The organism is Collinsella sp. AF16-8 (genome assembly GCF_003462695.1).
In the GTDB taxonomy this organism is placed as follows: Bacteria; Actinomycetota; Coriobacteriia; order Coriobacteriales; family Coriobacteriaceae; genus Collinsella.
Map to the genome: position 1 here is coordinate 1 of NZ_QRXX01000005.1, position 23,837 is coordinate 23,837.

At 57.6% G+C, this 23,837-nt stretch carries 18 protein-coding genes; 7 read left to right on the plus strand and 11 right to left on the minus strand.

Annotated features, from left to right (window positions below; genetic code table 11):
* The first annotated feature begins 265 nt into the window (after positions 1–265).
* Positions 266–916 carry a GNAT family N-acetyltransferase gene (locus DWW73_RS05380; protein ID WP_089572363.1) on the plus strand — a complete coding sequence of 217 codons (651 nt, stop codon included), beginning with the start codon at positions 266–268 and terminating at the stop codon, positions 914–916.
* A gap of 374 nt (positions 917–1,290) precedes the next feature.
* Here the strand turns inward: DWW73_RS05380 and DWW73_RS05385 are convergent, their stop codons facing one another.
* The 4 genes from DWW73_RS05385 to DWW73_RS05400 form a co-directional block, all read right to left on the minus strand.
* Positions 1,291–2,460 (minus strand): ATP-binding protein, encoded by a 1,170-nt coding sequence (locus tag DWW73_RS05385; RefSeq protein ID WP_199410969.1) that lies wholly within the window; start codon positions 2,458–2,460, stop codon positions 1,291–1,293.
* A 251-nt stretch (positions 2,461–2,711) separates the two neighbouring features.
* Positions 2,712–4,088, minus strand: coding sequence for an MATE family efflux transporter (locus DWW73_RS05390; protein ID WP_089572364.1), 1,377 nt, complete (start codon positions 4,086–4,088; stop codon positions 2,712–2,714).
* Between the two features lie 96 nt (positions 4,089–4,184).
* Entirely contained in the window at positions 4,185–5,813 is a 1,629-nt protein-coding gene (locus DWW73_RS05395; RefSeq protein ID WP_158563790.1) for an amidohydrolase, read from the minus strand.
* A 315-nt stretch (positions 5,814–6,128) separates the two neighbouring features.
* A complete protein-coding gene (locus tag DWW73_RS05400) occupies positions 6,129–7,121 on the minus strand; it encodes a helix-turn-helix transcriptional regulator (RefSeq protein ID WP_117778971.1) in 993 nt (330 codons plus the stop codon).
* Between the two features lie 128 nt (positions 7,122–7,249).
* Between DWW73_RS05400 and DWW73_RS05405 the strand changes: the two genes are divergently transcribed.
* The gene (locus tag DWW73_RS05405) at positions 7,250–7,441 is read left to right on the plus strand and encodes a hypothetical protein (RefSeq protein WP_117564706.1); all 192 of its coding nucleotides are present in this window, start codon (positions 7,250–7,252) and stop codon (positions 7,439–7,441) included.
* A gap of 65 nt (positions 7,442–7,506) precedes the next feature.
* On the opposite strand, the gene DWW73_RS05410 is transcribed toward DWW73_RS05405, so the two are convergent.
* The 4 genes from DWW73_RS05410 to ptcA all read right to left on the minus strand — a co-directional run bounded on the left by DWW73_RS05410 (position 7,507) and on the right by ptcA (position 13,645).
* Positions 7,507–8,886, minus strand: coding sequence for an APC family permease (locus DWW73_RS05410; protein WP_117564704.1), 1,380 nt, complete (start codon positions 8,884–8,886; stop codon positions 7,507–7,509).
* A 539-nt stretch (positions 8,887–9,425) separates the two neighbouring features.
* Positions 9,426–10,631, minus strand: coding sequence for an agmatine deiminase family protein (locus tag DWW73_RS05420; RefSeq protein ID WP_117646255.1), 1,206 nt, complete (start codon positions 10,629–10,631; stop codon positions 9,426–9,428).
* Between the two features lie 367 nt (positions 10,632–10,998).
* Complete coding sequence (locus DWW73_RS05425; protein WP_117778972.1) at positions 10,999–12,438, minus strand: APC family permease; 1,440 nt, start codon at positions 12,436–12,438, stop codon at positions 10,999–11,001.
* 133 nt (positions 12,439–12,571) lie between these two features.
* Positions 12,572–13,645 carry a putrescine carbamoyltransferase gene (gene ptcA / locus DWW73_RS05430; protein WP_117654944.1) on the minus strand — a complete coding sequence of 358 codons (1,074 nt, stop codon included), beginning with the start codon at positions 13,643–13,645 and terminating at the stop codon, positions 12,572–12,574.
* A 329-nt stretch (positions 13,646–13,974) separates the two neighbouring features.
* Between ptcA and DWW73_RS05435 the strand changes: the two genes are divergently transcribed.
* Positions 13,975–14,940, plus strand: a complete 966-nt coding sequence (locus DWW73_RS05435; protein WP_158563791.1) for a response regulator transcription factor — start codon at positions 13,975–13,977, stop codon at positions 14,938–14,940.
* A 327-nt stretch (positions 14,941–15,267) separates the two neighbouring features.
* Here the strand turns inward: DWW73_RS05435 and DWW73_RS05440 are convergent, their stop codons facing one another.
* Together DWW73_RS05440 and DWW73_RS05445 are read right to left on the minus strand one after the other, a co-directional pair.
* Positions 15,268–17,472, minus strand: coding sequence for an FtsX-like permease family protein (locus DWW73_RS05440; protein WP_117778974.1), 2,205 nt, complete (start codon positions 17,470–17,472; stop codon positions 15,268–15,270).
* Positions 17,462–18,247, minus strand: coding sequence for an ABC transporter ATP-binding protein (locus DWW73_RS05445; protein ID WP_117564692.1), 786 nt, complete (start codon positions 18,245–18,247; stop codon positions 17,462–17,464). Before DWW73_RS05445 ends, DWW73_RS05440 begins: the two co-directional genes overlap by 11 nt.
* A gap of 148 nt (positions 18,248–18,395) precedes the next feature.
* On the opposite strand from DWW73_RS05445, the gene vsr reads away from it, so the two are divergent.
* The 3 genes from vsr (at position 18,396) to DWW73_RS05460 (ending at position 21,492) form a co-directional block, all read left to right on the plus strand.
* Positions 18,396–19,385: a DNA mismatch endonuclease Vsr gene (vsr, locus tag DWW73_RS05450; RefSeq protein WP_117564690.1), complete on the plus strand. Its 990-nt coding sequence runs from the start codon at positions 18,396–18,398 to the stop codon at positions 19,383–19,385.
* A gap of 497 nt (positions 19,386–19,882) precedes the next feature.
* Positions 19,883–20,812: an AraC family transcriptional regulator gene (locus DWW73_RS05455; protein ID WP_158548959.1), complete on the plus strand. Its 930-nt coding sequence runs from the start codon at positions 19,883–19,885 to the stop codon at positions 20,810–20,812.
* Positions 20,813–20,868: 56 nt separating this feature from the next.
* Positions 20,869–21,492, plus strand: a complete 624-nt coding sequence (locus DWW73_RS05460; protein WP_089572377.1) for an HAD family hydrolase — start codon at positions 20,869–20,871, stop codon at positions 21,490–21,492.
* A gap of 322 nt (positions 21,493–21,814) precedes the next feature.
* Here DWW73_RS05460 and DWW73_RS05465 read toward each other — a convergent pair whose 3' ends face one another.
* Entirely contained in the window at positions 21,815–22,672 is an 858-nt protein-coding gene (locus tag DWW73_RS05465; RefSeq protein ID WP_022095149.1) for a class II fructose-bisphosphate aldolase, read from the minus strand.
* A gap of 335 nt (positions 22,673–23,007) precedes the next feature.
* Between DWW73_RS05465 and DWW73_RS05470 the strand changes: the two genes are divergently transcribed.
* Complete coding sequence (locus tag DWW73_RS05470; protein ID WP_117564687.1) at positions 23,008–23,811, plus strand: DeoR/GlpR family DNA-binding transcription regulator; 804 nt, start codon at positions 23,008–23,010, stop codon at positions 23,809–23,811.
* The last annotated feature ends 26 nt before the right edge of the window (positions 23,812–23,837 follow it).

Here is a 23,837-nt window from a genome sequence, read left to right on the forward strand (position 1 = left end):
GGGCGGAGGCGGGGCATGCCCCGCCTCTTACACCACATCTCTGCGCGCTACCACGAGAGTGGATAATCTCCCGTTTTTGACCTATGTTCGCGCTAAAAGTGGGAGATTATCCACTCTCGTCGAGCAAGCGTCCGAAAATCCTCGCTCGTGGCCCCTTTTCCTCCGTCCCCGAGAGATCGAAGCTCGTCTACCGAATGGTTGATGCGGCAGCGGTGCGCCCATGTCACACTCAGAGGTGGCCTGACCCACCTTGGAAGGAGCCTCCATGAGCCTTGACAACGTAACCCTGCGCGCCGCCACGCTCGACGACCTGGCTGGCATCGCCGCCATCTACAACCAGCTGTGGTGCAACACGCTGCGCAACCGCGGCGACGTCGAAGCTGCCGATTTCTGCGCGCGCTTCAACATTGCCATGCAGCTGCAGCGCTCCCCCATCGCGCTCGTCGCCGAGGCAGAGGGCCGCATTATCGCCGCCTGCTGCATCGGTATCTTCGAGGACGGCAAGCCGCGTACCAACCCCACGTGGGTACCCTGCTACGACGAGATGTTCGCCCAGGCAACCGAGATGGCAAAGACCGCCGATGCCAAACTCGAGGGCTCGCTCTTTGGCGACAGTCGCGAAAAGGCCACGGCCGATCGCTTTGCCGCCACGGGCGACGAGTATGCCCAGGGCCAGCTCAACCTGATCATCATTGTGCCCGAGTGGCAGGGCAAGGGACTCGGCCGCGAGCTCATCGACCTTGCGCGCGCCGAACTCGCCAAAGCCGGGTGCACCAAGTTCTTCCTGATGAGCGACTGCAACTCTGACTGGCAGTTCTACGAGCACCTCAACATGAAACGCATCCTGGAGGATCACAGCCAAGACACCGGCGACGGCTTTATCGTCTACATGTACGGAGGCGACACGCAGGATTAGCCTGAGTGCCGCCTCATGGGCTTTCTCCAAAACAGCCCAAACCAATCAGCCGCGCCAAAAGGGACATGCCAAAAAGGGACAGGTTTATTTTGGCAGGTTTTATCTGGGCAAACGCCAACCGCCGTGAGGAGAGCTGCTTGCCCTTGCGGCGGCCTTCTCGCCGAAAAACCAAGTGAGTAGACCTTTTGCAGGAGGCCGAGCACACTCCAAAACGCCACAGCTCTGACCTGCGGTTTTATTTAGCGTTTGTCGCGGTGTGCTCGACAGATCCAAAAAAGCCTACTCACTTGCATCTGAGGCGCACCGGATCGGCAAAAAACCGCCGCGAAAGGGGTCCGATCCTCTTCGCGGCAGTTGTTAATACGCCGAACTTGTTATCGCAAAAGCCAATCACGCGCCGAGACCACGCTACAGTCTTTCGACTCATACGTTGAATCCACGCGGGCCACAACATAGCGCGCATCTTTTGCAATGTCGATCTCATCGCATACAGCCTGTAAATGGCGGGCGTACTTATCGTGATACGTTCTGGATGATTTTATTTCGATAGCCTTGGGACTCCCTGAGTTTGTGCAGTCGAGCAAATCGATTTCTCGCTTGCCGTCGTCCCTATAGAAATACAACTCGGGATTCTCGCCCACGTTGAGATGGCTCTTCGCCGTTTCGGAAACGATGAGGTTTTCGAAAACTGCCCCCAGATAAGGGCTCTCCAAAAGTTGCTCCAGTGATCCAATTTTGAGCAAGTAGCAGAGCAGCCCCGTGTCGTAAAAATAAAGCTTGGGCGTTTTAGTCAAACGTTTCCTGGCATTTGCATAATAGGGCTGCAGTGAAAACGTCAGGTAGCTCTGCTCCAGGATAGACAACCAGCTTTTAATGGTCGATACGTTCACACCCGTATCTCGAGAAAGCGAAGATATATTAATGAGAGCACCGGCGCTCTGGGCAATTATGGACAGAAACTTATGAAACTCTGCTTTATTGCGCACGTCAAGCAAGCCCACAACATCGCGCTCAACATAGGTATCAATATAGCTGGGGAAATAAACCGAGGACGGCATTCCGGCGGAACGCAGGCGAGGGTATCCCCCTTCGAGCGCAAACAAATCCACTTCCAACTGCCCCTGCTGGCCCCTCTCCGCTTCTCGAAACGAAAATGGCAGCAATTTTAAGATCCCGACTCGCCCGGCAAGAGACTGGCCGATGCTTTTCATCATCAAAAAGTTTTGCGATCCCGTAAGGATGTATTGACCGGCGTCTCCCCGCTCATCCGAAACAACCTGAATCATCGAGAACAAATCCGGGGCGTATTGCGCCTCATCGATGATGAGTCCGCCCTTTCGGTTGCGGATAAAACTCACCGGATCCTCCAAGGCCGCGCGCCTCGTTTGGGGGTCCTCAAGCGTGACATAGGAATAGTCGGGAAAGGCATGCCTAACCAGCGTAGACTTACCGCTCTGCCTAGGCCCCGTCAACGACACAACAGGAAACCAACCCGCCATGCGAATGAGCAACTCATGCAAATCCCTGTTAATGTACTCGGCCATATCAACGCCCCTTATAACGCTGTTACCATAATCGTATAGTATCATTTGCCATAATCTTGCAGTAGCGTTTTCCATAATCTTGTAGTAGTGTTTTCCACAATCTTTTAGTAGCCCAGTTCAAAAACGTTATTTATAGAGCCGAAATCTCAGACCCTAAATAACAATAGCCACCACAATGGGAACTGTCCCCATTGTGGTGGCTTGCAGGCGAGTTGACTTATTCGACTATCGCGGGCCGGCCGTGTCCGAGTCTAGAGCGTGGCAAGTCGCTTGGATTCGCGGACGGCGAGGGCGATGGAGATAAGACCAGTGATGGCGTCAGCCGCCACCAAGGCAAACCAGACACCCTGAACGCCCATCATGTTGCCAAGCAGGTACATAAGCGGCACGGAGCAGATCACGTAGCGGAGCAGACCGGTGAACGTGGCGATACCCACCTTCTCAACCGCCTGGAAGTACATCGACATGGTCATGGCAAGATAGCCCAGGGCCACGGCCAGGATAACGATGCGCGTGGCGTTGGCGGCAACCTCGACGAGCGCCGGATCGCTACCAGCAAAAAAGGCGCAGACCGGCGTTGCGGCCACCCATAGCACAGCAGACACCGCAGCAAGCGTCACGACCTGGTACTTAAGCGTGCAGGAGAGCGTTTCCTTGAGGCGCGCCCACGCCTTGGCGCCGGCGTTGAAGGCGGCAATGGGCTGCAGGCCGTACGAGAAGCACTGGGCGACCATCATGGTAATGTAGAGGATGTAGCCGTTGATCACACCAAAGGCCGCGATGTAGAGCGAACCCATGTCGCCGCCGAGCTGGCCAAGCAACGAGTTGGCAACGGTGTTGAAGATGAACGTGGCAGCTTGCACCAAAAAGAACGGGAAACCAATCTTGATGATCTGGCCGCAGATGGCCATGTCGAGTTTGAGGTCGGCGGCGCTGATCTGGAGCTGCGACTTCTTACCGCCGATGAACCAGAAGATACCGATGGCCCAGATACCGATGGAAAGACCGTAGTACACACCAGCTCCCATAACGCCAAGCTTGAGCACAAACGTGGAAAGCGCAAGCCAGCAGATAGCGACGATGGCAGACACGGTCATGAGGTTGGCCTGGATCTGAACCTTCTCGTCCACACGCATGACGGCGGTGACCATCTGACCAATGACCGTGAGCGGCAGCAGCACGGAGAAGGTGCGCACGCCGGCAACGGTATCGGCCATGATGTCGGGCGTGGCGCCGAAGAATGCGCAGATGGGCTCGGTAAACACAGCCATCACCACAGCAAGCAGCACACTCACAATCGTGGTAAGCCAAAAACCCTGGCTAAACGCCTTGCTGGCGCCCTTAATGTCGCCGGCACCCAAAAGGTTGCCCACCACGGCGGGCACGCCGGTGCCAAACAGGTTGCCAAAGGCCAGGTTAATGTACTCGACCGACATGATGATCGAAACACAGGCCAGGCCGTGTGCACCCAGGCCCCAACCCATCACGAGGCCCTCAAGGACCACCATGATAATCTGGGCGAGCATACCCTGGCCGGTGATGATGGTGTACTTGCGCACCAGGCCGGGAATCGGCTGCGAGGCAAGCTCACGCTCCTCCTCAACAGCGGCGGTCGTTTCTTCTGCCATTGTTCTCCCCTTTCCATGAGAGATTGATGAATGGATGCATGAATGGATGGGCGGCACGCACAGGCTGCGGCACCGCCCAGCGATGCAGCAGCCCCGCTAGGCCTCGTAGACCACCTTGCCGGCAATCATCGTGAGAGACGCCGTGGCCTCGAGGACCTCAGCCGGTTCGCAGTCAAAGAGGTTACGGTCGAGCACACAGATATCAGCCTGTTTGCCGCATGCGAGCGTACCGATGCGATCCTCGGCATGCATGGCGTAGGCGCTGCCGTAGGTGTAGGCGCGCAGGGCCTCGGCCATGGTGATGCGCTCCTGCGGGAACCACCCTTCTGGGTTGGAGCCGTCCTCGAGCATGCGGAAGACCGCGCCGTACACCTCCTCCATGGGCTCCAAGCCCACAACGGGGAAGTCACTGCCCAGGTGCACCACGGCACCGCTGGCAAGCAGGCTATGCAGGGGCCACGAAAGCGCAGCACGCTCGGGGCCCACGGCATCGTCCTTGGCAAGGTCAGCCATATCGAGCAGCATGTGCCACGGCTGCATACCAGGGCATATACCCAGCTCGGCATAGCGCGGCAGATCCTCGGGCTCAACCGTCTCGTTGTGCTCCATGGAGTGGCGGCAACCCCGCTTACCATGCAAGCGCTCGCCCTCCTCAAAGCAATCAAGCACAAAACGCACCGAGCGATCGCCGATCGTATGGACGCGCGTGTCAACGCCCCATTCCTGCGCCCTGACAATGGCGGCACGGATGCGCTCTGGATCCTCCGCGGGCTCACCGCAGGTATCGGGCGCGTTGGAATAGGGTTCAAGCATCCAAGCGGTGTGGTCGGAGCACACGCCATCAAGAAACTGCTTAAAGCCGTGCCACTCGACCTGCGTACCCGAGAAGGCGTATTTCTCCTTGATCTGCTCGAGCGTTAAGGACTCGTTTTCGAACAGATCGGTGTACAGGAACACGCGCAGTGGCAAGTCGCCCTTGGCATTAAGACCTGCCAACACCGCATACGGGTTTTCCATGCTCACAAACGTAGGATTGACCATGCCGACCGTAGTGATTCCCAGGGCATTGGCGCGCCGGGCGGTTTTTGCAAACGACGCGTCAACAACCTCGGGCGCTGGGTCGTAGACCTCGTCCATAAAGAAGACGCCGGCGTTGTTGGAAAACACGCCCGTCAGATTGCCCTCGGCATCCTTAAGGATCTTGCCGCCTGCGGGATCGGGCGTCTGCGAAGTTACTCCCACCTTGTTGATGGCGCAGGTATTGGCACTAAAGGTATGCAGGTCAACCTGCTGCAGAAAGACCGGGCGGTCCGAGATGTACTCATCGATCATCGCGGCTGTGGGCATCTCGGGGACATCCCACTGGAACTGGATAATCTGGCAGCCCAGGATCCACTCGTTATCGGGATGGTCGACCGCAAACGCCACGACACGTTCCATCGCCATCTCAAAACTGGTGCAGTCGATGAGGTTGACGGCAAAATCGGGGTCGGTCATGAACGCGCCCTGGGCAAAATGCGTGTGCGAGTCAATCAGGCCGGGCATGACGAGCTGGTCGCCAAAGTCGCGCACCTCGGTATCGGGACCGATAAACGGTGCCAGGTGGGCATCGTCACCGCAGGCAACGATTTTATCGCCCCGCACGGCAACGCCGCCCTTAAACGGCTCGAGCCCATCGCCGGTAAAAACGGCGTTGCTCTTGATAACTACATCAGCCTTGTCCATGTGAGCCTCCTCAGGCATCTTTGGTTGCAACGCGGACGCACCGCCCGCGTGGGCACTCGGTTGGGAGCGTAGCGCTCCCGCATCGGCGCGTGCCTACAAGCCGTGCTCGGACGTCTGTCCCACGTCCGCGGCTTCGCGCTACACCCATTGATACACAGGGGCAAATCCATGCCAAGGCCAGGGACCGCAAACGGTCAGTTTAAGCAGGTTTACACGCTTTACCTGCAGGTTTATTGTCTGAGATTATTACCGCGTCATTACGCCCAACGGCGTGCCCGCCCACACGGCAAGACCCGCATGCAAGGAAGAATAGGGCTAGGAACGCCAAAAGGTATCTATGAGGTCATCTCGGTTGGAGACACCGCTTTTAACGTAGATGCGATGCAAGTGTGCCTTGACCGTGCCAGGGCTGATGACCAACTCGCTGGCGATGTTTTGGGCGTCGTTGCCCTTCAGCACCAGTGTGAGCACTTCCTGCTCGCGCCGTGACAGCTTATGGGCGTCGGCATAAATCACCACACGCGATGCGAGGTCGTCCTCAGAGCTTGCGCTCTCGGCCGCCACGTCCTCATCGGCACGCGGATGACGGGCATACACACGCAGGATATGGCTAAACTGGCAAAAAAGCTGAGCCGCGCATACCACGAGCAGCACGTTTTCGGAGATATTGCGCTCGGACAGATACCACAAAAAGAGGCTGATGACGGGGTTTTGAAAGTCGGGGTGGCAGAACAAGATCATGTAGGTGTCCTCGGCGATTACGCAAAACGCAAGAACGAGTGCCACCTTCCAAAAGAGCTTTGAGCGGTCGAGGTCCAGCTTCTCAACACGAGTGGCTCTGCACCGGTAATGCCAGGCGGCATAGGCAAGACATCCTACATTGCCCAGGTCACGCGTGAGCCAAAAGAGATACTGCTGCATCTCTCCGGCAGCGCCGCTGCGAGGCACCAGCAGCAATTGCAAGATTGAAAACGGCACGATAGCGAGCCCGAGCATGCGCGACGTCGGCCTTTTGCGCAAGCGTGCAAACATCCACAGCACAATGCAAGCATAGATGGCAATACCGAGCACGCAGCGCAGCAAGGGGTGCTGCAGCGGCTCGCTAAAGGTAACGGCGTAGTCATATTTGAGCCGAGTGTACTCGTCAAAAAAGATGACCGACATATCGAGCATGTAGAGCAAAAAGCCCGCCGCGGCCACTAGGCTGTCGCGACGGTGCGTCATGAGCCAAACCACCAATGCCACGGCACTGGTCACCAGAGCCACACCCATGATAATCATGGTGTAGATATAGAACGCGAAACTCATGCCCGCCTCCCCTGTCTAGATGCCGTGAGGATGTTGACAGATTCTTTGCCGCAAGATTAGACTCACCGATTAAACGTACTGTATCGTTTAGATAAACAAGCTGTGTCTCACCGATGAAAGGAGATGCCATGGCGCCTATCGCACCGCTCAAGATGCTCGTCGCTCCTGCCGCCAAGGCCATCGCCCACCTGAGCGACTCACTTACTTACGATGAGGTCCCCTGCATCGCCGAGGAGCGTTCGGACAGCCGCCCGTACCTGGGCCACGTCCCCTACTTTGCGCCTAAGCTCGTTTCCGATCCCGAGCACCGCGAACAGTAATCCAAGATGCACCAAGCGCTGCGTAACTCGCGGCGCTACTGTTTTGGTGCAAAATAACCTGACCCCTATGCGCCAACGCCGGGATTGTCGATGCTGCGGCCGCGGCGCGATATGAGGCGCGAAACCTCGCCCAGCAACACGCCGATCACCACACCCATGAGGATCGGCAACTTTGACATCTCGGCGGGCGAGCTGTTAAGCGGCACGATTGTCGCAACAATGGAAAGCACGAGCTCTACCACCGGCATCGCAAGCGCCACCGCGAGCACCTTGCCCTCGAAAGGCGCACGGAACACACGCGAACGATTATCGTGCTTGCGCAGACGCCAAAACGCTGGGAACATGGGGATATAGCTCATGAGCAGAAAGACGACGTTCATCGAGAAGAAAACCCAAAAGACGTCGGAACCCTCACCCAGCGGAATCTGGAGCAGCAGCATCAGACTGGCAAAACAGCCGTTAATGAGCGCCGAGCCGTTGGGCATGCCGGTCTTTTTGGACACCAACGCAAAGGGACGCGGCATGTTGCCATGGCGCGCGGCATAGCTCGCTACGTTGTTGACGCCAAAGCTCCAGCAGATCATATTGGCGAACAGCGTCACCAAAAAGGCCACGCCCACGACCATCGTCAGCGGGTGGGTGCGCCCCACCATAGCGGCGACTGCGTCCACAATGCCCGAATCGAGTGAAAGCTGCTCGGTGGGAACCGCGGCTCCAATGCCAATGCCACAGATGATGTAGATCGCCGCAATGGCCACGCCACCGGCAATAACCGCCTTGGGGATATCACGCGACGGGTTCTTCATCGTGCTGGCAAAGGTCGCGACCACTTCGAAGCCCATAAAGTTGAACAGGATAATCGATAGGTACGTCAACGAATTGGTGTCGCCCAGATCTGGAATGAAGGTCTTAAACGACATGTCGTTGGCAAAGCCGTTATTGCAGGCAAACCAAATGCCGACGATTCCCACCACAGCGGTAATGAGCACCTTGATGACGGCGCCGCCGTCCATGACCCAATCTGCCTCGGCCACCGGCTGCATTGCCATGACCGTGACGCCCCACACAAAGACAATCTCGATGGCGATTCGGATCCCGAGTGAAAACTCGATACCCCACACCGCATTAATGACACTGGGGAACATGCAGGCGATACTTGCCACCCACAGCGGAAAGTTAACCCAGTAGCACCAAGAGCAGCGGGCGCCCCAACGGTCGCCCAAGCCCAGGCGAACCCAATCGTACAGGCCGCCCTCGGAATCAAACGCCGTACCGAGCTCGGCCACCACCAGGCCATAGGGAAGCAAAAACGTAATGATGAGGAAGATCCACCAGAAGAACTGCACGTTACCCATGGCAGATGCCGGAGCGGCCGCCTCGATGGTAAAGACAACGCAGATAACCGAGAGGATGACCTCGAACAGGGAGAACTTTTTACCTGCCACGACACGCTCCCCCTACAGCAAAAAGGATGGCATCTGTACCGAAGGCGCAGCCCAAGGTAGGGTTGCAGGCCGCGTCACCGGTGCAGGTGCCATCCCAAAGAGAAGAGAGGATGCAATTGTTGGACCAACGCTCGCGGAACAGGCGCGTGTAGATAACGATACGCTGGTACATAGATACTCCGATCAAAACGGTCGCGTTCACGACCGATAACTTTCGGCAATTGAAGACGCGTCTGACCTGGGAAATTCAAGCGAACAATTGGCCTAACCCGCAAAAAATCCCAGGCCAGACGCGTACTCAATCAAAGAAAAGGGCACTCCGAAGTGGAGGCAACGGAGTGCCCAAAGAAAACCCAACCGACCAAGACATCGGGCAAGCCGACCATCAATGCCCCAAGATGGTTCGATTCGCCGATTGTCCGATTGATCGGCTGGGTTTTCGAGGTGCCCCAGGTCGCCGCGAAAGAGGAGCGAAGCGTACTTTGGTACGCGAGCGACGGTTTGAGCGGCGAGATGGGGTGCCTCGGAAAGTCAGACGATTAAGCGGACGGCTCCTGCTGAGTAATGCAGTGGATGTTGCCGCCACCGAAGACGACCTGCTCGGACTGAACGCCGACGCACTTGTAGACGCCCTCGCCCCAGACCTCGTCGTAGATCTTCTGGAGCGTGTCGACGGCCAGCTGGTCGTTCTCGTCGCCGTACTGCGGGACGATAACGCCGTGGTTGGTGACCAGGTAGTTCATGTAAGAGGCGATCAGCGGCTCGTCGGGGACGCGCGGCTCGGCGTTCTCGTCGGCGTCGATGGTGTCGCAGGAAGCCTGGTCCATGAACAGCGGGTTCACGGGCATGCAGAGCTTGTAGACCTTCATCTTGCGGCCCTTAGCGTCAACGGCGTTGGAGAGGGTCTCGTAGGCAGCGTGGCACTGCTCGTAGAACGGATACTCGGGATCGTCGGTCCAGATGCAGGCCATGACGCCCGGGGCGATGAACGTAGCGACGTCATCGATGTGGCCGTTGGTCTCCTCGGGGTCGATGCCCTCCTTGACCCAGATGACCTTCTCGACACCCAGGTAATCCTTGAGGTGCTCGTCCATGTAGGCACGAAGCTCCTCACTCCAGGGCTCAAACTTCTTGTGGTACTTGGGCCAGATGGACTCGGGATCCTCTTCCTCCTCCAGAACCGCAGAGCAGGTGCGGCCCGGGGAAAGCAGGCACTGGTCGGTCACGACAAGGGTGCCCTCGCCGTCGACGGTGATGGAGCCGCCCTCGAGAATCATGTCATCGGGACGATAGCGACGGCAGCCGGAGAGCTCAGCCATCTTAAGGGCGATCTGCTCGTCCTTGTCCCACGGGAAATAGAGGCCGTCGACGAGACCGCCGTAGGCGTTGAAGTGCCAGTGGTTGGCGCGCTTCTCACCCTTGCCGTTGATGACGTAGGTGGCGGCGGTGTCGCGGAACCAGGCGTCGTCGGTGGTCATCTCGATGACGGTGACGTTCTCGTCCTCCTCGAAGACGGCCTTGCAGTTGGCATAGTCGACCTGGTTGGCGCACATGGTAACCGGGGTGAACTCGGCGATGGCGCGGGCGATGGCGGCATACTGCTTCTGAGCCGGCTTGGCGCCGTGGGCCCAGGTGTCGGTGCGGTGGGGCCAGCCCATCCACACGCGATCCTGCGGGGCGAACTCAGCGGGCATAAAGAAGCCGTCGGCCTTGGGGGTGGACTCGGACTCGGTGATCGTACGCATAAGATTTCCTCCAAATCGAACGATCGCTTGCTGCGGGCGGGTTACCCGCAGCCTAAAACCAAGAGATGGTAGGCGCCCGTTCCCCGGCAAAGGTCGGGGCGCCCGGTACCGGTTTTCACGGAGTCGCACCGGCGAGCGACGACGTAGCCAAGTGCGCGGAGACATACGCACGAAGGATACGAAAGAGAAATTGGGGCGGGCGGTGGTTACCGGAGCTATCGCTCGCACCCGCCCCAGGGAATGGTTAGCAAATTTGTCGCTTTGGGCACGCCCCCGAAGAGGCTAGAGTGCCCGGAGTCGGGAGCGACAAGCCCGACGAAGCGTACTTTGGTACGCGAGGAGGGTTGGAGCCCCGAATCCGGGTGCTTTAGTTCTCCTCGGCCTCGGCAGCCTCCTCAGCCAGGCGCTGAGCAGCCAGCTCGGGGGTGAGACCCTTGTACTCGGTCTCGCGACCCTTAGCACTGACGACGCGGACAACCTCGCCAATAAGCAAAAGCACGATGAAGATAACGATCATCGGGACCTTATCGCCAATCTCATCGACTGAGAACGGAATCAGCGTTGCAACGATGGCCAGGATCAGCTCGATGCAAGGGATGGCCAGCATGACCTTCATCATGGCACCCTTAAACGGGAACGTGAAGATGCGCTCGCGGTTGGGGTCGTTCTTACGAAGGTTGAGGAACGCCGGGAACATCGGGATATAGGTGAGCAGCAGGAAGACGACGGAGGTGCCGAAGAGCATCCAGAAGACACCGTTGGAGATGGCGTCGATGGGCACGAGCTGCAGGCACAGCACCAGGGAGGCAACGATGGCGTTGACCAGGTTGGCGCCGTTGGGCATGTCGTCATCCGAGATCATCGAGGCGAAGACCTTGGGCATGTTGCCGTGCTCGGCAGCATAGCGAGCAACAGAGTTGACGCCGAAGGACCAGGCAGCCATGTTGGCGAACAGGGTGATCAGGAAGGCAATGCAGATGACCTTGAAGATCATGGAGTCGCCCACCATGGTCTGGACTGCGACGATCATGCCGTAGTCGGGGTCGATGGAATCGGCCGGCACCGCAGCGCCGATGCCAAAGCCAGCGAACAGGTAGATCACGGCGATGGACAGGCCACCGACGATGATAGCCTTGGGGATATCGCGAGCGGGATCGGCCATGTCGTCGGCCATGGTGCAGATGACCTCGAAGCCCATGAAGTTAAAGATGATGATCGACAGGTAGCCGAGAGCGTTGGTGTTGGTGAGCTCGGGCAGGAAGGTGGCAGCGGACATGTCGTTCGCAAAACCGTTCTCCATGGCATACCAAATGCCCAAAGCGCCAACGATAACGGCGACGGCGACCTTGATGATGGCGCCGCCGTTAAGGACCCACTCGGAGTCGGCCGCCTTGGAGCGGCCCATGAGGTAGACGATCCACACAAAGGCAAGATCGATACCCATCTTGGCGATCAAGTTGAACTCGACGCCAAAGACCATGCCCAAAATGTCGGGGAACATGGTAGCCAGCGAGGCGATCCACAGCGGGTAGTTGACCCAGTAGTAATACGAGATGCGGGCGCCCCATTTGTCGCCCAGGCCATCGCGTACCCAGTCGTAAATGCCGCCCTCGCCGTCATAGGTGGTACCGAGCTCGGCAACAACCATGCCGTAGGGAAGCAGGAAGGTCAGGATCAGGAAGATCCACCAGAAGAACTGCTGGTTGCCAATGGCAGCAGCAGGAGCGGCGGCCTCGCAAACGAAGACGACGCAGATGATGGTCGAAATGACCGTCAAAAAGGAAAGCTTTTTCTTTCCGTCGCTCATGATGAGCTCCTTCGCTCAGTCTTGGACAGATCCGAGGCCCTAAGGTATTAAGGCAATTGCTTGGGCCTCGGTGAGCGGGCGACAGGAGACGAGCATCCGCCGCCCGCAAACGTGCGTTTAGCAGGCTTAAGGCTTAGAGCTGCTCGAGAGCTTCGAGAGCGGCGTGGAGCTCAGCCTTGGCGGAGTACTCGACACCCTCGTCGTTGAGCGGGGTGCGCTTGCCCAGGGCGGCAAGGAGAGCACGGATGGAGTGCTTGCGGTTCTCGGCCTCGACCCAGCACAGGGAGCGCTCGGGATCGTCCATGACCTCGTCGACGACCTCCTCGTTGCGGGTGGCCGGCAGGCAGTGCATGAACTTGGAGTTGGGGCCGGCGAAGTTCATCATGTCCATGGTGACCTGATACTTGGGATAGAACACGTCCATGTAGTTCTCGCCCGAGACCTCCTCGTCGTACAGGCCATACCACACGTCGGTGTAGATGAAGTCGGCGCCCTTGATGCACTCGATGTCGTCGGAGATGACGACAGAGCCGCCGGAGACCTTGCAGTTCTCCTCGGCGATGGCCATCATCTGCTTGCCGAACTCGGCGCGCTCTTCGACGGTGCCAACGTGTAGGCCGCCGTCGGGGATCTGGTGGCCCTTAGGTCCAAACTGGACAAACTTCATGCCGACCTTGGAAGCGATGAACATGAGGGAGACGCAGACCTGGGTGGCGTCGCCGATGAAGGCCAGGGTGCAGTCCTCGATCTTCTTGCCCTCGGGGAGGTTCTCGAGCATGGTCATGAGGTCGCCCATCTCCTGCGTGGGATGGTTGAACTCGGACATGCCATTGATGACGGGCACAGCGGAACCCTTGGCGAGGCCGACGACGTCCTTGTGACGGTCAACGCGAGCCATCATGATGTCGAGCAGGTCGCCCATGACGCGAGCGGTGTCGCCCAGGGACTCGTGGCCACCGAGCTGAATGGTGCCAGGGCCATAGAACTGAGCATGGCCGCCGAGGTCGCACATGGCGGTCTCGAAGGAAAGACGGGTGCGGGTGGAAACCTGCTGGAAGATCATGCCAAGGCTCTGGTTGCGGAGCAGGTGCGGATAATAGCCGTCAACCTTGATGGCCTTCTTCATTGCCAGGCCAAGATCCTCGATAGCCAGGATCTGCTCTTTGGTGAAGTCGTTGGTGTCGATGAAATCCTTAGGCAGCGCCATGTCGATTCCTTTCCGCCGGTCGTGCCGACTATTGCTATGAGGCGCTCGAACATCACGCCTCGTGTTGACAAGACCATCATTCACCCGTATGCAATTTTTACCTAGTTTATTCGGGATTAAAGACCGTTCACGGAGTTACATCCCCTCTAAACCAATATAAACCCGCAGGTAGCCAGCTTGCAGGGGGTTTACTATCTAGAACCGCGAACGGTATACGGCTATGCTGTATCTCGGCGCCTAATCCGCAATGGAACGAAGGGTTGAGACGTCTATATCCCACAAGGTATACAGGGCTCGGCCATAGATGAAATGAGATGGGACGGTGGCAGATGAACACCCTGATGTTCTTCTATACCCTAGCGATACTCGTGATCTGTATTGTGACGGCAGTGCTTTCGCTTGCCGCCTATGCCTCGTCTCGTCGACGCTTCTTTATCTATGGCAGCGGCGTTTTTATTTGCTATGCCATCGAGATGACCGAGATCTTCTTTTTTGAATACACGTTGCAAAACCAGAGTTTTCCAGCCAGCGACTATTACTCAATTACCATGCCTGTGTTGCGGACCCTTGTGGCGACCGCTTCACAAGCTTTTATCTGGCTCATTGCCATGGATTTGCTCGACAAGCATTCAAAAAAGCAGTTTGTCATTCCCGTCGCAACGTTCTTGCTGAGCGAGCTGCTGATTATCGTCGCTGTCCCCTACGGCCCCATTCATCAATGGCTCTACTACACGATGCGTCAGGTATTCCTTGTTTTCGTGGGGCTATATATCTTTTGGACGGCACGCAAGAGCACACAAGTCGAGCTGAAGGCACGCGTTAACAACCAACAAAAGCACCTGATTATCGGCGCTATTCTGGTCGGTTGCATCGTTGCCGAGGATTTCTACAACATTCTGATTGTCCCCATGAGTCTGGCGCCCTCTTGGCTGCAACTATATCTGTCCGAGCGCAACTTTAGCGAAAACGTCTTTGCCTGCTACTTTGCGATTCTGCTGATCATCTACTCCTACCACGTGCTTTCAATCCGCATGCAGGAGGCGCCCGAGGAAAAGAACGTCAGCGATCTTGATCGACACATCGAAGAGCAGATGCCCTTCTATCGCAACGCCTACAAGCTCTCCAACCGTGAGACCGAAGTTATGCGTCTGGTTGTGCTGGGCAAATCGAACCAAGAGATCGCTGACGAGCTATTCCTTGCCGTGGGCACCGTCAAGACCCACATCCACAACATCCTGGTCAAAACCGAGCAGCAAAACCGCACGACGTTGATCCTCCACTTTTGGAAGCGATAACCTGCCAAAAAGGGACAGGTTTATTTTGGCAGGTTTTATCTGGACAAACGTCGGCCGCTGCGAGGGAGTTGCCTTCCCTCGCGGCGGTCTTCTAGCAGCAAAAACCAAGTGAGTAGACTTCTTGCAGGAAGCCGAGCACACCCCAAATCGCCACAGCGCTGACCTGCGGTTTTACCGAGCATTTGTCGCGATGTGCTCGGCAGATCCAAAAAAGTCTACTCACTTGCATCTGAGGCGTACCGGAAAGGCAAAAAACCGCCGCGGAAGGGGGCCGACTCCCTCCGCGGCGGTTGTTTGCGTTGGTTTTGCGACGGTTTTGCCCGTCTGCTACTCGCTGTAGCGGGTGGCGATGGCAGCTTGTACCATGCCGGCGCTCATGAGGTGCGTCACCAGGAAGTAGCCACCATAGGCTGCCAGGAAGATCGCACAGGTGAGGCCCACGGTGCCGCCGATGCTCATATTTCCGAATATGCTCACCAGCTCGATGATCACCTTAAGTGCCACAAAGGAGTGCGCTAGGCCCACTGCCAGCGGGAACAGGAAGAATACCGCTTGCTGCGCCATCACCGAATGGCGAATCTGGCGGTCGTCGCAGCCGATCTGTGCCAGCACACGATAGCTGCGGCTGCCATCGGCCACGTTGGAGAGTTGCTGGATCGACAGAATCGCCGCGCATGCAACGACCAATACAAAGCCGATGTAGATGGCTAGGTAGCTAATAAGACCGTTCATTTGCGCTGCTTGCGTGTACATCTCGGAGCGTGTGATGAAGGTTCCCCACGACCCCGGCTTCTTGCCGTCAACGAGCAGATCGTCGAGCAGAGTGTATTTAATGCTCTCGTCTGCCTCGGTCGTATCCATCCCCTGTTTGTAGTTAACGAGCAGGCTACTGGAATACGGCTGCAGATTAAGTTGGGACAACAGCTCGTCGGCAACGACGACGGTACCCGGATTACTGCCCATCGCCGAGTTGGCGATGGCCGCCGTATCTTCGTCCGACTTATCGGTTGCGGGCTTGAGCGTATGCCCGCCCAAGGTAAGGGCATGGCCACCAGCCATATACTTGGTGTACAGGTCGACCAGCTCGCCGCCCATATCACACGTGAGCAGATACTGGTCGTGACCGATGTGCACCGGCTCCTCACCCATCATCTGACGCAGTTTGTTGTACTGGCTCGCCGGCGTCACAAACAGACCCATCGTATCGGCATTGCTACCCCCGAACGCCTTGGGAAGCTTTTCGCCCATGATCTTGCACATCTCACTTGGGGTCACCGAAGGATTCGAGCCGCCAAACGGGTAACTCAGATACGAATCGATCTGCACATGCTCACCGGCAACATCGGCGATATCGACCTTCTTGCCGGTCTCGTCGTTGTTGTCCGCCGAACTGTCCCTGCCGTGCCATGCGGGGTACAAATCGACCGTTGTATCGGCCGGCACCATGCGATCGGCTTCATCAGACGGATTGACGTACTCTTTGTAGTAGTCGAACGTATCGGGCGTGTAATAGACATACGTCTGAGACACGTCTACAGGGCTATAGCGCTCCAGGTTTTCGTTCATCACGTTGGCAATCGACATACCGCACGTCACCGAGGTGATGGCCAAAAACAGGAGCATCGCGATGACGCCCATCGAAAAGCACACCGTGTTGACCTTGGCCGCAAGCTGGCGCACGGTAAACATGTTGAGGCCGCGCCAATACACGCCGCGCAGGCTCTGCAGCAGCTTGATGAGCATGCCCGAGAGTCCCCAGAACAGGGCAAAGGTGCCCACGGTAACCATAGCGGTCGTAATACCAAACTGGTTCATGGCCTCTTGCAGCTTGCTGTCCGTCGCGGTTAGCGGGAACCCATCACGTAGCAGACGGTAATAGGCCACGCCCACAAGCACCACGCCCACGGCAAAGATGGCAATCGCGATCCAGGGGTTGCGTGTCTTGATGCTCTCGTTGCGACGCTCGGCACCCATAAGCTCGATGAGTTTGGTACGACGCACGGCACGAAGGTTCAGCAGTAGCGTGAGCACAAACATTACGAGCATGCAGGCAAGGGTCAGGTTGAACGCATGCACCGAGAAAAAGAAGTGGAAATTGGCGATCTGTGTCTTAAAAAGCGAGGCCGTAAAGAACGTCATGAGCTGGGAGAGTCCCACACCCAGCACAATGCCGACGACAAAGGCCACGACCGATACTATCACGGTCTCGAGCGCCATGATCGTGGCGACGCGCCCGCGCCCCATGCCGAGCACCTGGTACAGGCCAAACTCCTTTTTGCGGCGTTTCATGATGAAGTTATTGGCATACACCATCAAAAAGGCCATGACACCGGCCAAAAAGTACGTCAGGTCGCCGAGCATGCTGCCCATTACCTGCGCCAAGCCCTTTTCATCGATTCCGGCGATGTCGACCTGCATCGAGATGGTGTTAAAGGCATAGAAGACCGTGACGCCTAGGGTGAGCGTCAGCAAGTAGACGAGGTAATCGCGGCCGGCGCGGCGGACGTTGCCCCAAGCGAGTTTACAGAGCATCGGAGCCCTCACCGCCCATCATGGCAACGACCTCCATAATGCGGTCGAAGAACTCTCGGCGGTCGGTATCGCCGCGGCGCAGCTCGGTGAAGATCTTGCCGTCGCGAATAAACAGCACACGGCTCGTGTAGCTGGCGGCAAAGCTGTCGTGCGTGACCATGAGTACCGTGGCGCGCAGGCGGCGATTCAGGGCCTCCAGGCTCTCGAGCAGCAGACGAGCGCTTTTGGAGTCGAGGGCGCCGGTGGGCTCGTCGGCCATAATCATAGTGGGGTCGGTGACGAGCGCGCGAGCCGCGGCAACGCGCTGCTGCTGACCACCGGACATCTGGTAGGGATACTTGTCGAGCACCTGGCTGATGGACAGGCGCGCTGCCACATCCTGCACGCGGGTCGAAATCTCTGCCGAGTTTGCGCGGGCGATGGTGAGCGGCAGGGCGATGTTCTCGCGTGCCGTGAGCGTATCGAGCAGGTTGGAATCCTGGAAGATAAAGCCCAGCTCCTCGCGGCGGAACTGCGAGAGCTTGGCCTGCTTCATGCGCGTCACATCCTGGCCGTTGATGCGGATGGCGCCACTCGTGGCGGCATCGATGGTCGACACGCAGTTGAGCAACGTCGACTTGCCCGAGCCCGAGGCTCCCATGATGCCGACGAATTCGCCGCGGTTGACGGTAAAGTTGACGTCGTTGAGCGCGCGGGTCACGTTGCCCAGCGCTCCATATACCTTTTCGAGATGCGCGACCTCCAGTACCGGGGTCGCCATGTGCGTGGTTTGCATACCGAGTCCTTTCTTGCGATTAGTCTACGGCATCTATAGTCGCAGGGAGCCGAGTCGGCTACCATCGATATGGCTTACGCTTGCCTTACCGTTGTGTAAGGTACGGGTAGCTAGCCTGTCACTTGTTGATGTTGAGAGAGGACTCCTGTTGAAGACTGTTCATGTTGCCGCTGGGATCATTCGCAAGGAAGGATCTGACGAGCTGCTTGCCGTGCAGCGCGGCTATGGCGACATGCGGGGACTTTGGGAGTTCCCAGGCGGCAAGCTCATGCGCGGCGAGACGCCCGAGGACGCCGTGCGCCGCGAGCTCATGGAAGAGCTGCAGGTGAAGGTCACCAACCTGCGTGACTTCTACACCGTTGAGTACGACTACCCCGATTTCCATCTCTCCATGGAGTGCTACTACTGCTCGCTCGCCGATGAATCCGATGAGCCCCAGAAGCACGACCGCCAGCTCGATATCCGCTGGATTCCGCGCACCTCGCTTGCCACCGTTGAGTGGATGCCCGCCGACAAAGGGCTTATCGATGCTCTGATTGAGTTGAGGGAAGATCGGCTTGAGGCCAACGGCACTGCCAACTACGCCGACGCCACCGCGACCGACGAGCCCTCCACCGAGCCCAAGCGCGCACCTAAGCGCCGCAGCAAGAAGCGTCCCAAGCCCGGCCTGCTCGACGGCATCGATACCTCGGACCTCTCCGCTGACGAGCGCGAACTGGTCCGCCGTCGCGCCGCCATCAAAAAGTCCATGAAGGGCAACAAGCGCGCCAACACCAAGCCCGAGCTGCTCGTACGTCAGCGCCTACGGGCCGCGGGCCTTACGGGCTATCGTTTGGAATGGAAGGTACCCGGCAAGCCCGACATCGCCTTCCCCGGCCGCAAGATCGCCATCTTCGTCAACGGTTGCTTTTGGCACCGCTGCCCCAAGTGCAACCCAAGCCAGCCCAAGCGCAACGTTGAGTTTTGGGAGGCAAAGTTCCGTCGCAACGTCGAGCGCGACCGTGCTGCTGTGGCAGCGCTCACTCAAATGGGCTGGACGCCCATAACCATCTGGGAATGCGAACTCAAAAAAGACCGCATCGACGCCACGATGGAAAAGGTCATCGAGCAGGTGCGCGCCACAGAGCCGCAGCGCTAACAGCGAGCATTCACACGCTCCGCACGTCCGCGCCACATCCACGTCACAAACCTTAGAAAGCCCTTAAGCTCAAAACCTTTCAAGAGTGTTACTCGATACCTCTGAACTGCAGTTTCATCGTAACATCAAACCAGGTTAAGCCTTTCTTTAGCGCTTCTTTTCAGCAGCCGCGGCATAATACTGCCAACGCACGGGACCTAGCAGCACACCCCGTGCGCAACCTTTTGGTGGACATCGAGGAGGCCGCATAAGCATGCATTCTTCCAATGACGCAACACAGCAGCCATCCCTAACACATGCAGACCTTTTCTCCTTCCCCCCGACACAGAGAAATGGCCTCCTCGACTCCCCCACCACAAAAGCAAAACGCTCAACCGACCAGAACCTCAACTTGCGAGCATCGTTCGAAAAGCTCCAAGCATCCCTAGACAAGGCGTTCCCCGAACAGGCAAGAGCAATCTAAGCCCATCGCGCTTTATACTGATGCCATGCGAAACATGGATCACATAGAATTGCACCGCGGAGGACGCGAGGAAGCGTTTCCCGAGACCGCCGATGACTGGCCCTATATTGCCGAACGCGCAGAATTCGCTCGCTATCCGGGCAATTCCGTCCCCTGGCACTGGCATTCCGAAGTTGAGCTTTTCTACATGGAGCAGGGAGCGATTGACTATCGAACGCACGCGGCTCATGAGCACGTACGCTTTGAGGAAGGGTCCGCCGGCTTTATCAACGGCGGCGTTTTGCACAGCACGCTGCAATCACCCAATTCGGCGCCAGCCATTCAAATGCTGCATATCTTTCAGCCGTCGATGCTCGGCGATCCCGCGGGACGCCTTCAAAAGCGCTATATCAATCCTTTGCTGCAATGTCGAGGCGTCGATGTGCTCAAATGGTCGCCCACCAACCCCGACGATATGCCCTTTATCGATTTGCTAAAGAGTTCCTTTAACCACGACCTTCAACAGCCGCAGAACGAGATGGCGCTTCGAAATAGTTTGTCAGAGCTCTGGATTCAGATTAACGCCAAGACCGAACCGCTCTTTTCTTCCGACGGCGCCTCTTGGATGACCAGCCGCGACGTACAGTTCAAGGCAATCCTGGACTTTATCCGCGCAAACTATGCAGCCGCTATAGATGTGCCCCAGATGGCATCTGCAGCCGGCGTAAGCGAAAGAGAGTGTTACCGCATTATCGAAACTTGTGCAGGAACGACCCCGGCGGCATATCTACGCGCATACCGCATAAACCGTGCTTGCGAACTTTTGGCACACACCACGAGAACGGTACAGACAGTCGCGCGCCAATGCGGATTTATAACAGCAAGCCATCTTGGCCAGGTATTTAAAGAACAAATGGGGTGCACTCCTTCGAGCTATCGAGCAGCGAGGCAGAATCTCGATAGCACCAGGCAGAAATCCCGCTAGCCCTTCTTCTGTCACTGCATCAAACTTGCAGGCAAACAACAGAGAGGAGCAATCATATGAAGCACTTTGACCATATCGTATTTGACGTTGATGGGACATTGGCAGATACAGAAGAAAGCGTTCTGTCATCGCTTGTCCAGATTGTCCAAGAAGAGACCAGCAAAACGCTTCCCCGACACGAGCTTGACTTTGCCCTCGGCATACCCGGCAAGGATGCCCTTGAGAAACTTGGGATCTACTCGCAGGCAACGTTGGATCGCTGGTGCCAAGTTGCCGCCAGCTTTAAAAGCACCATCAGCGTGTTTCCAGGTTTGCTTGAAGTCATCGCAACGCTCGCCGATAGCGGCTGCAAACTTGGCATCGTCTCCTCACGTGCGCGCGACGAATACGCAAAAGAAATTGCACCCCTTGGTTTCGATAAGTATTTTGAGCACATCATCCTTGTCGAAGACACAACCGAACATAAACCCGCACCCGCACCCATGCTCGAATATCTCCGACGTGCGGGCGCGAATCCTGGCAACGTCGTCTACGTTGGCGACACCGTCTACGACGAACAATGCGCAACTTCAGCAGGGGTCAGTTTTGCCCGAGCAGCATGGGGATCACACCAAGATATCCCAAACGCCACCTACAACCTCAAAACCCCCAACGACCTACTAACCCTAACAACCAAATAACCCACGCGCCCCACCCTTTCAGCCCTAACGCCACAAGGGCGATTGAACAGGACAGCTTGGGCGGGCCCCCGCACTTAGTTTCCAAAATCATTCCGCAGCGCGAAGGCTTCTTATTATTTTCCGCCCTAACGCCACAAGGGCGACGACCTCGAGTAGGTCAACCTGGGAGGGACGAGGGTTTAGTTCCCCAATCTTTCCGCAGGGGGCAAAAAGCCTCGCCGCACGAAGTGCGCAGCGAGGCTTTTTGCATGCCCGAGGACGATTGGGGAACTAAGCCCTCGTCCCTCCCCGGGATATGTAGCGAGTCGGAGTACCCTTGCTGTTACTCTGCTTTGCCCACAGAGTTGAGGTTGGTCATGCGGATCTTAACCAGCTCGGTGATCTCGCGCATGCCCTCCTTGGCCGGCTTCTTGGGATCGAAGCAGGCGGGGTTCTCGGCCATGTAGGCCATGAAGCCCTTGGTGTAGGCCTGACGCAGCTCGGTGGCGTAGTTGACCTTGCAGATGCCGTTCTTCACGGCCTCGGCAACCTGCTCATCGGGCACACCGGAGGTACCGTGCAGAACCAGCGGCACGTCGACGGCGTCGCGGATGGCCTTGACCACGGACTGCTCGATGTGCGGATCGCTCGTGTACACGCCGTGGCTGGTGCCAACGCCAATAGCGAGGGAGGTGCAGCCAGTGCGCTCGACGAACTCCTTGGCCTCGGCCGGATCGGTGTAGGGGCTCTCGCCCTCAACCGCGGGACCGTCGTCCTCCTTGCCGCCAACCTTGCCGAGCTCGGCCTCGACGGGCACGCCCATGGCGCGGCCAGCGTCGGCGACGGACTTGGTCAGGGCAATGTTGTCCTCGAAGGACTCGTGCGAACCGTCGATCATGACAGAGGTGTAGCCAGTGCGGAAAGCCTGCATGCAGCGGTCATAGCCATCGCCGTGATCGAGGTGCAGAGCGACGGGCACGGAAGCGCGCTCGGCGGCAGCCTTGACCATGCCGTAGAAGTAGTCCAGACCAGCGGTCTTGATGGTGCCCGGGGTGGTCTGCATGATGACGGGGGACTTGGTCTCCTCGGCAGCGGCCAGAACGGCCATAACAAACTCGAGGTTCTCGACGTTGAACGCGCCGACGGCGTAGTGGCCGGCCTGAGCGTCCTTGAGCATCTTTTCGGTGGTAACAAGTGCCATGAGCGTTTGCTCCTCTCCCTCGCCCGCATCTGGACATCGGGCGTAGTTGTTCACAAGGCGTTTTACCTTGTGTTTTGCTGCACTTATTGTATGAAATTCAGCGGCTTTGCACGTGCGAGATATTGAGCCCATGCAGGTCAATACAGCCGTTTTTGAAAAGTAAACGGAAGGAATTGGAGCCGAGTGGGCGTGTTCGATATTGAATTTTGGGCGTTCGAGGTCTTTCTTTTATAGAAAAAGTAAGTAATCGAAAGGCGTTTTCTTACTTAAAAAGAAAATGAACGAAAATAGACTCAACACAATTCCTGCAAATTTCAGACGATGATGGAGCGGATATGGCCCATGCAACAACCCGAGCTTTCGCCGATGAGCGTCGTGCCGCCATTATGGAAATGCTCGAACATAACGCCTCGGTGCAGGTAGCAGAAATCGCCCAGACCTTTGGCGTGTCCTCCGTTACCGCCCGCGCCGACCTAGACGCGCTCGCCGAGTCCGGCAAGCTGCGCCGCACGCATGGCGGCGCCGTGTCGCTCCAGAAGCGACTGACCGTATCCACCCAGGATCGCCGCATCAACGTCAATGTCGCCGCCAAGCAGGCCATCGCACAAAGCGCCATCGAACTCGTCAATGACGGCGACACGCTGCTCGTCGACTCGGGCACCACAGCGCTCGAGTTTGTCCGGCTCCTCGACCAGCGCGATGGCATCACCGTCATCACGGCCGACATTACCATTGCCGATTACATCGACGAGAGCATGCCCTCAGTCGATGTCGTCATGCTGGGCGGGGCACTGCGCAAAGGTCATCGCTATCTGTACGGCCCACTTACCATGCAAGCGCTCCAAATGGTCCACGCCGACCTTGCCGTCATGTGCCCCGGCGCCTTTGTTCCCGGCTGCGGCTTTACGACCGACTTTCCGCAGATGGCCGAGACCAAAGCGGCTATGGTCGGTGCCGCCCGTCAAAGTGTCGCCCTCATGGACGCCAGTAAGGTCAACGGACGCGGCATGTACCGCTTTGCCGAGCTGACCGACGTCAACGCCATCGTGATGGACCGTGACCCCGATCACGCCGTCGCCACCTCAATCGCCGAGATCGTCGACAACGCCCGCCCAAATCTCCTCATCGCCAGCGCTTAAACAAAAACCACCACAAAGGCACCTTT

Excerpts from the sequence above, each read along its gene's own strand:
- DWW73_RS05425 (WP_117778972.1), bottom strand. The coding sequence starts at position 12,438 with ATGAGCGACGGAAAGAAAAAGCTTTCCTTTTTGACGGTCATTTCGACC.
- DWW73_RS05420 (WP_117646255.1), bottom strand. The coding sequence starts at position 10,631 with ATGCGTACGATCACCGAGTCCGAGTCCACCCCCAAGGCCGACGGCTTC.
- DWW73_RS05460 (WP_089572377.1), top strand. The coding sequence starts at position 20,869 with ATGAAGCACTTTGACCATATCGTATTTGACGTTGATGGGACATTGGCA.
- DWW73_RS05470 (WP_117564687.1), top strand. The coding sequence starts at position 23,008 with ATGGCCCATGCAACAACCCGAGCTTTCGCCGATGAGCGTCGTGCCGCC.
- DWW73_RS05440 (WP_117778974.1), bottom strand. The coding sequence starts at position 17,472 with ATGCTCTGTAAACTCGCTTGGGGCAACGTCCGCCGCGCCGGCCGCGAT.
- DWW73_RS05390 (WP_089572364.1), bottom strand. The coding sequence starts at position 4,088 with ATGGCAGAAGAAACGACCGCCGCTGTTGAGGAGGAGCGTGAGCTTGCC.
- DWW73_RS05455 (WP_158548959.1), top strand. The coding sequence starts at position 19,883 with ATGGATCACATAGAATTGCACCGCGGAGGACGCGAGGAAGCGTTTCCC.
- DWW73_RS05405 (WP_117564706.1), top strand. The coding sequence starts at position 7,250 with ATGGCGCCTATCGCACCGCTCAAGATGCTCGTCGCTCCTGCCGCCAAG.
- DWW73_RS05400 (WP_117778971.1), bottom strand. The coding sequence starts at position 7,121 with ATGAGTTTCGCGTTCTATATCTACACCATGATTATCATGGGTGTGGCT.
- DWW73_RS05435 (WP_158563791.1), top strand. The coding sequence starts at position 13,975 with ATGAACACCCTGATGTTCTTCTATACCCTAGCGATACTCGTGATCTGT.
- ptcA (WP_117654944.1), bottom strand. The coding sequence starts at position 13,645 with ATGGCGCTGCCTAAGGATTTCATCGACACCAACGACTTCACCAAAGAG.
- DWW73_RS05380 (WP_089572363.1), top strand. The coding sequence starts at position 266 with ATGAGCCTTGACAACGTAACCCTGCGCGCCGCCACGCTCGACGACCTG.
- DWW73_RS05385 (WP_199410969.1), bottom strand. The coding sequence starts at position 2,460 with ATGGCCGAGTACATTAACAGGGATTTGCATGAGTTGCTCATTCGCATG.
- DWW73_RS05445 (WP_117564692.1), bottom strand. The coding sequence starts at position 18,247 with ATGCAAACCACGCACATGGCGACCCCGGTACTGGAGGTCGCGCATCTC.
- DWW73_RS05395 (WP_158563790.1), bottom strand. The coding sequence starts at position 5,813 with ATGGACAAGGCTGATGTAGTTATCAAGAGCAACGCCGTTTTTACCGGC.
- DWW73_RS05465 (WP_022095149.1), bottom strand. The coding sequence starts at position 22,672 with ATGGCACTTGTTACCACCGAAAAGATGCTCAAGGACGCTCAGGCCGGC.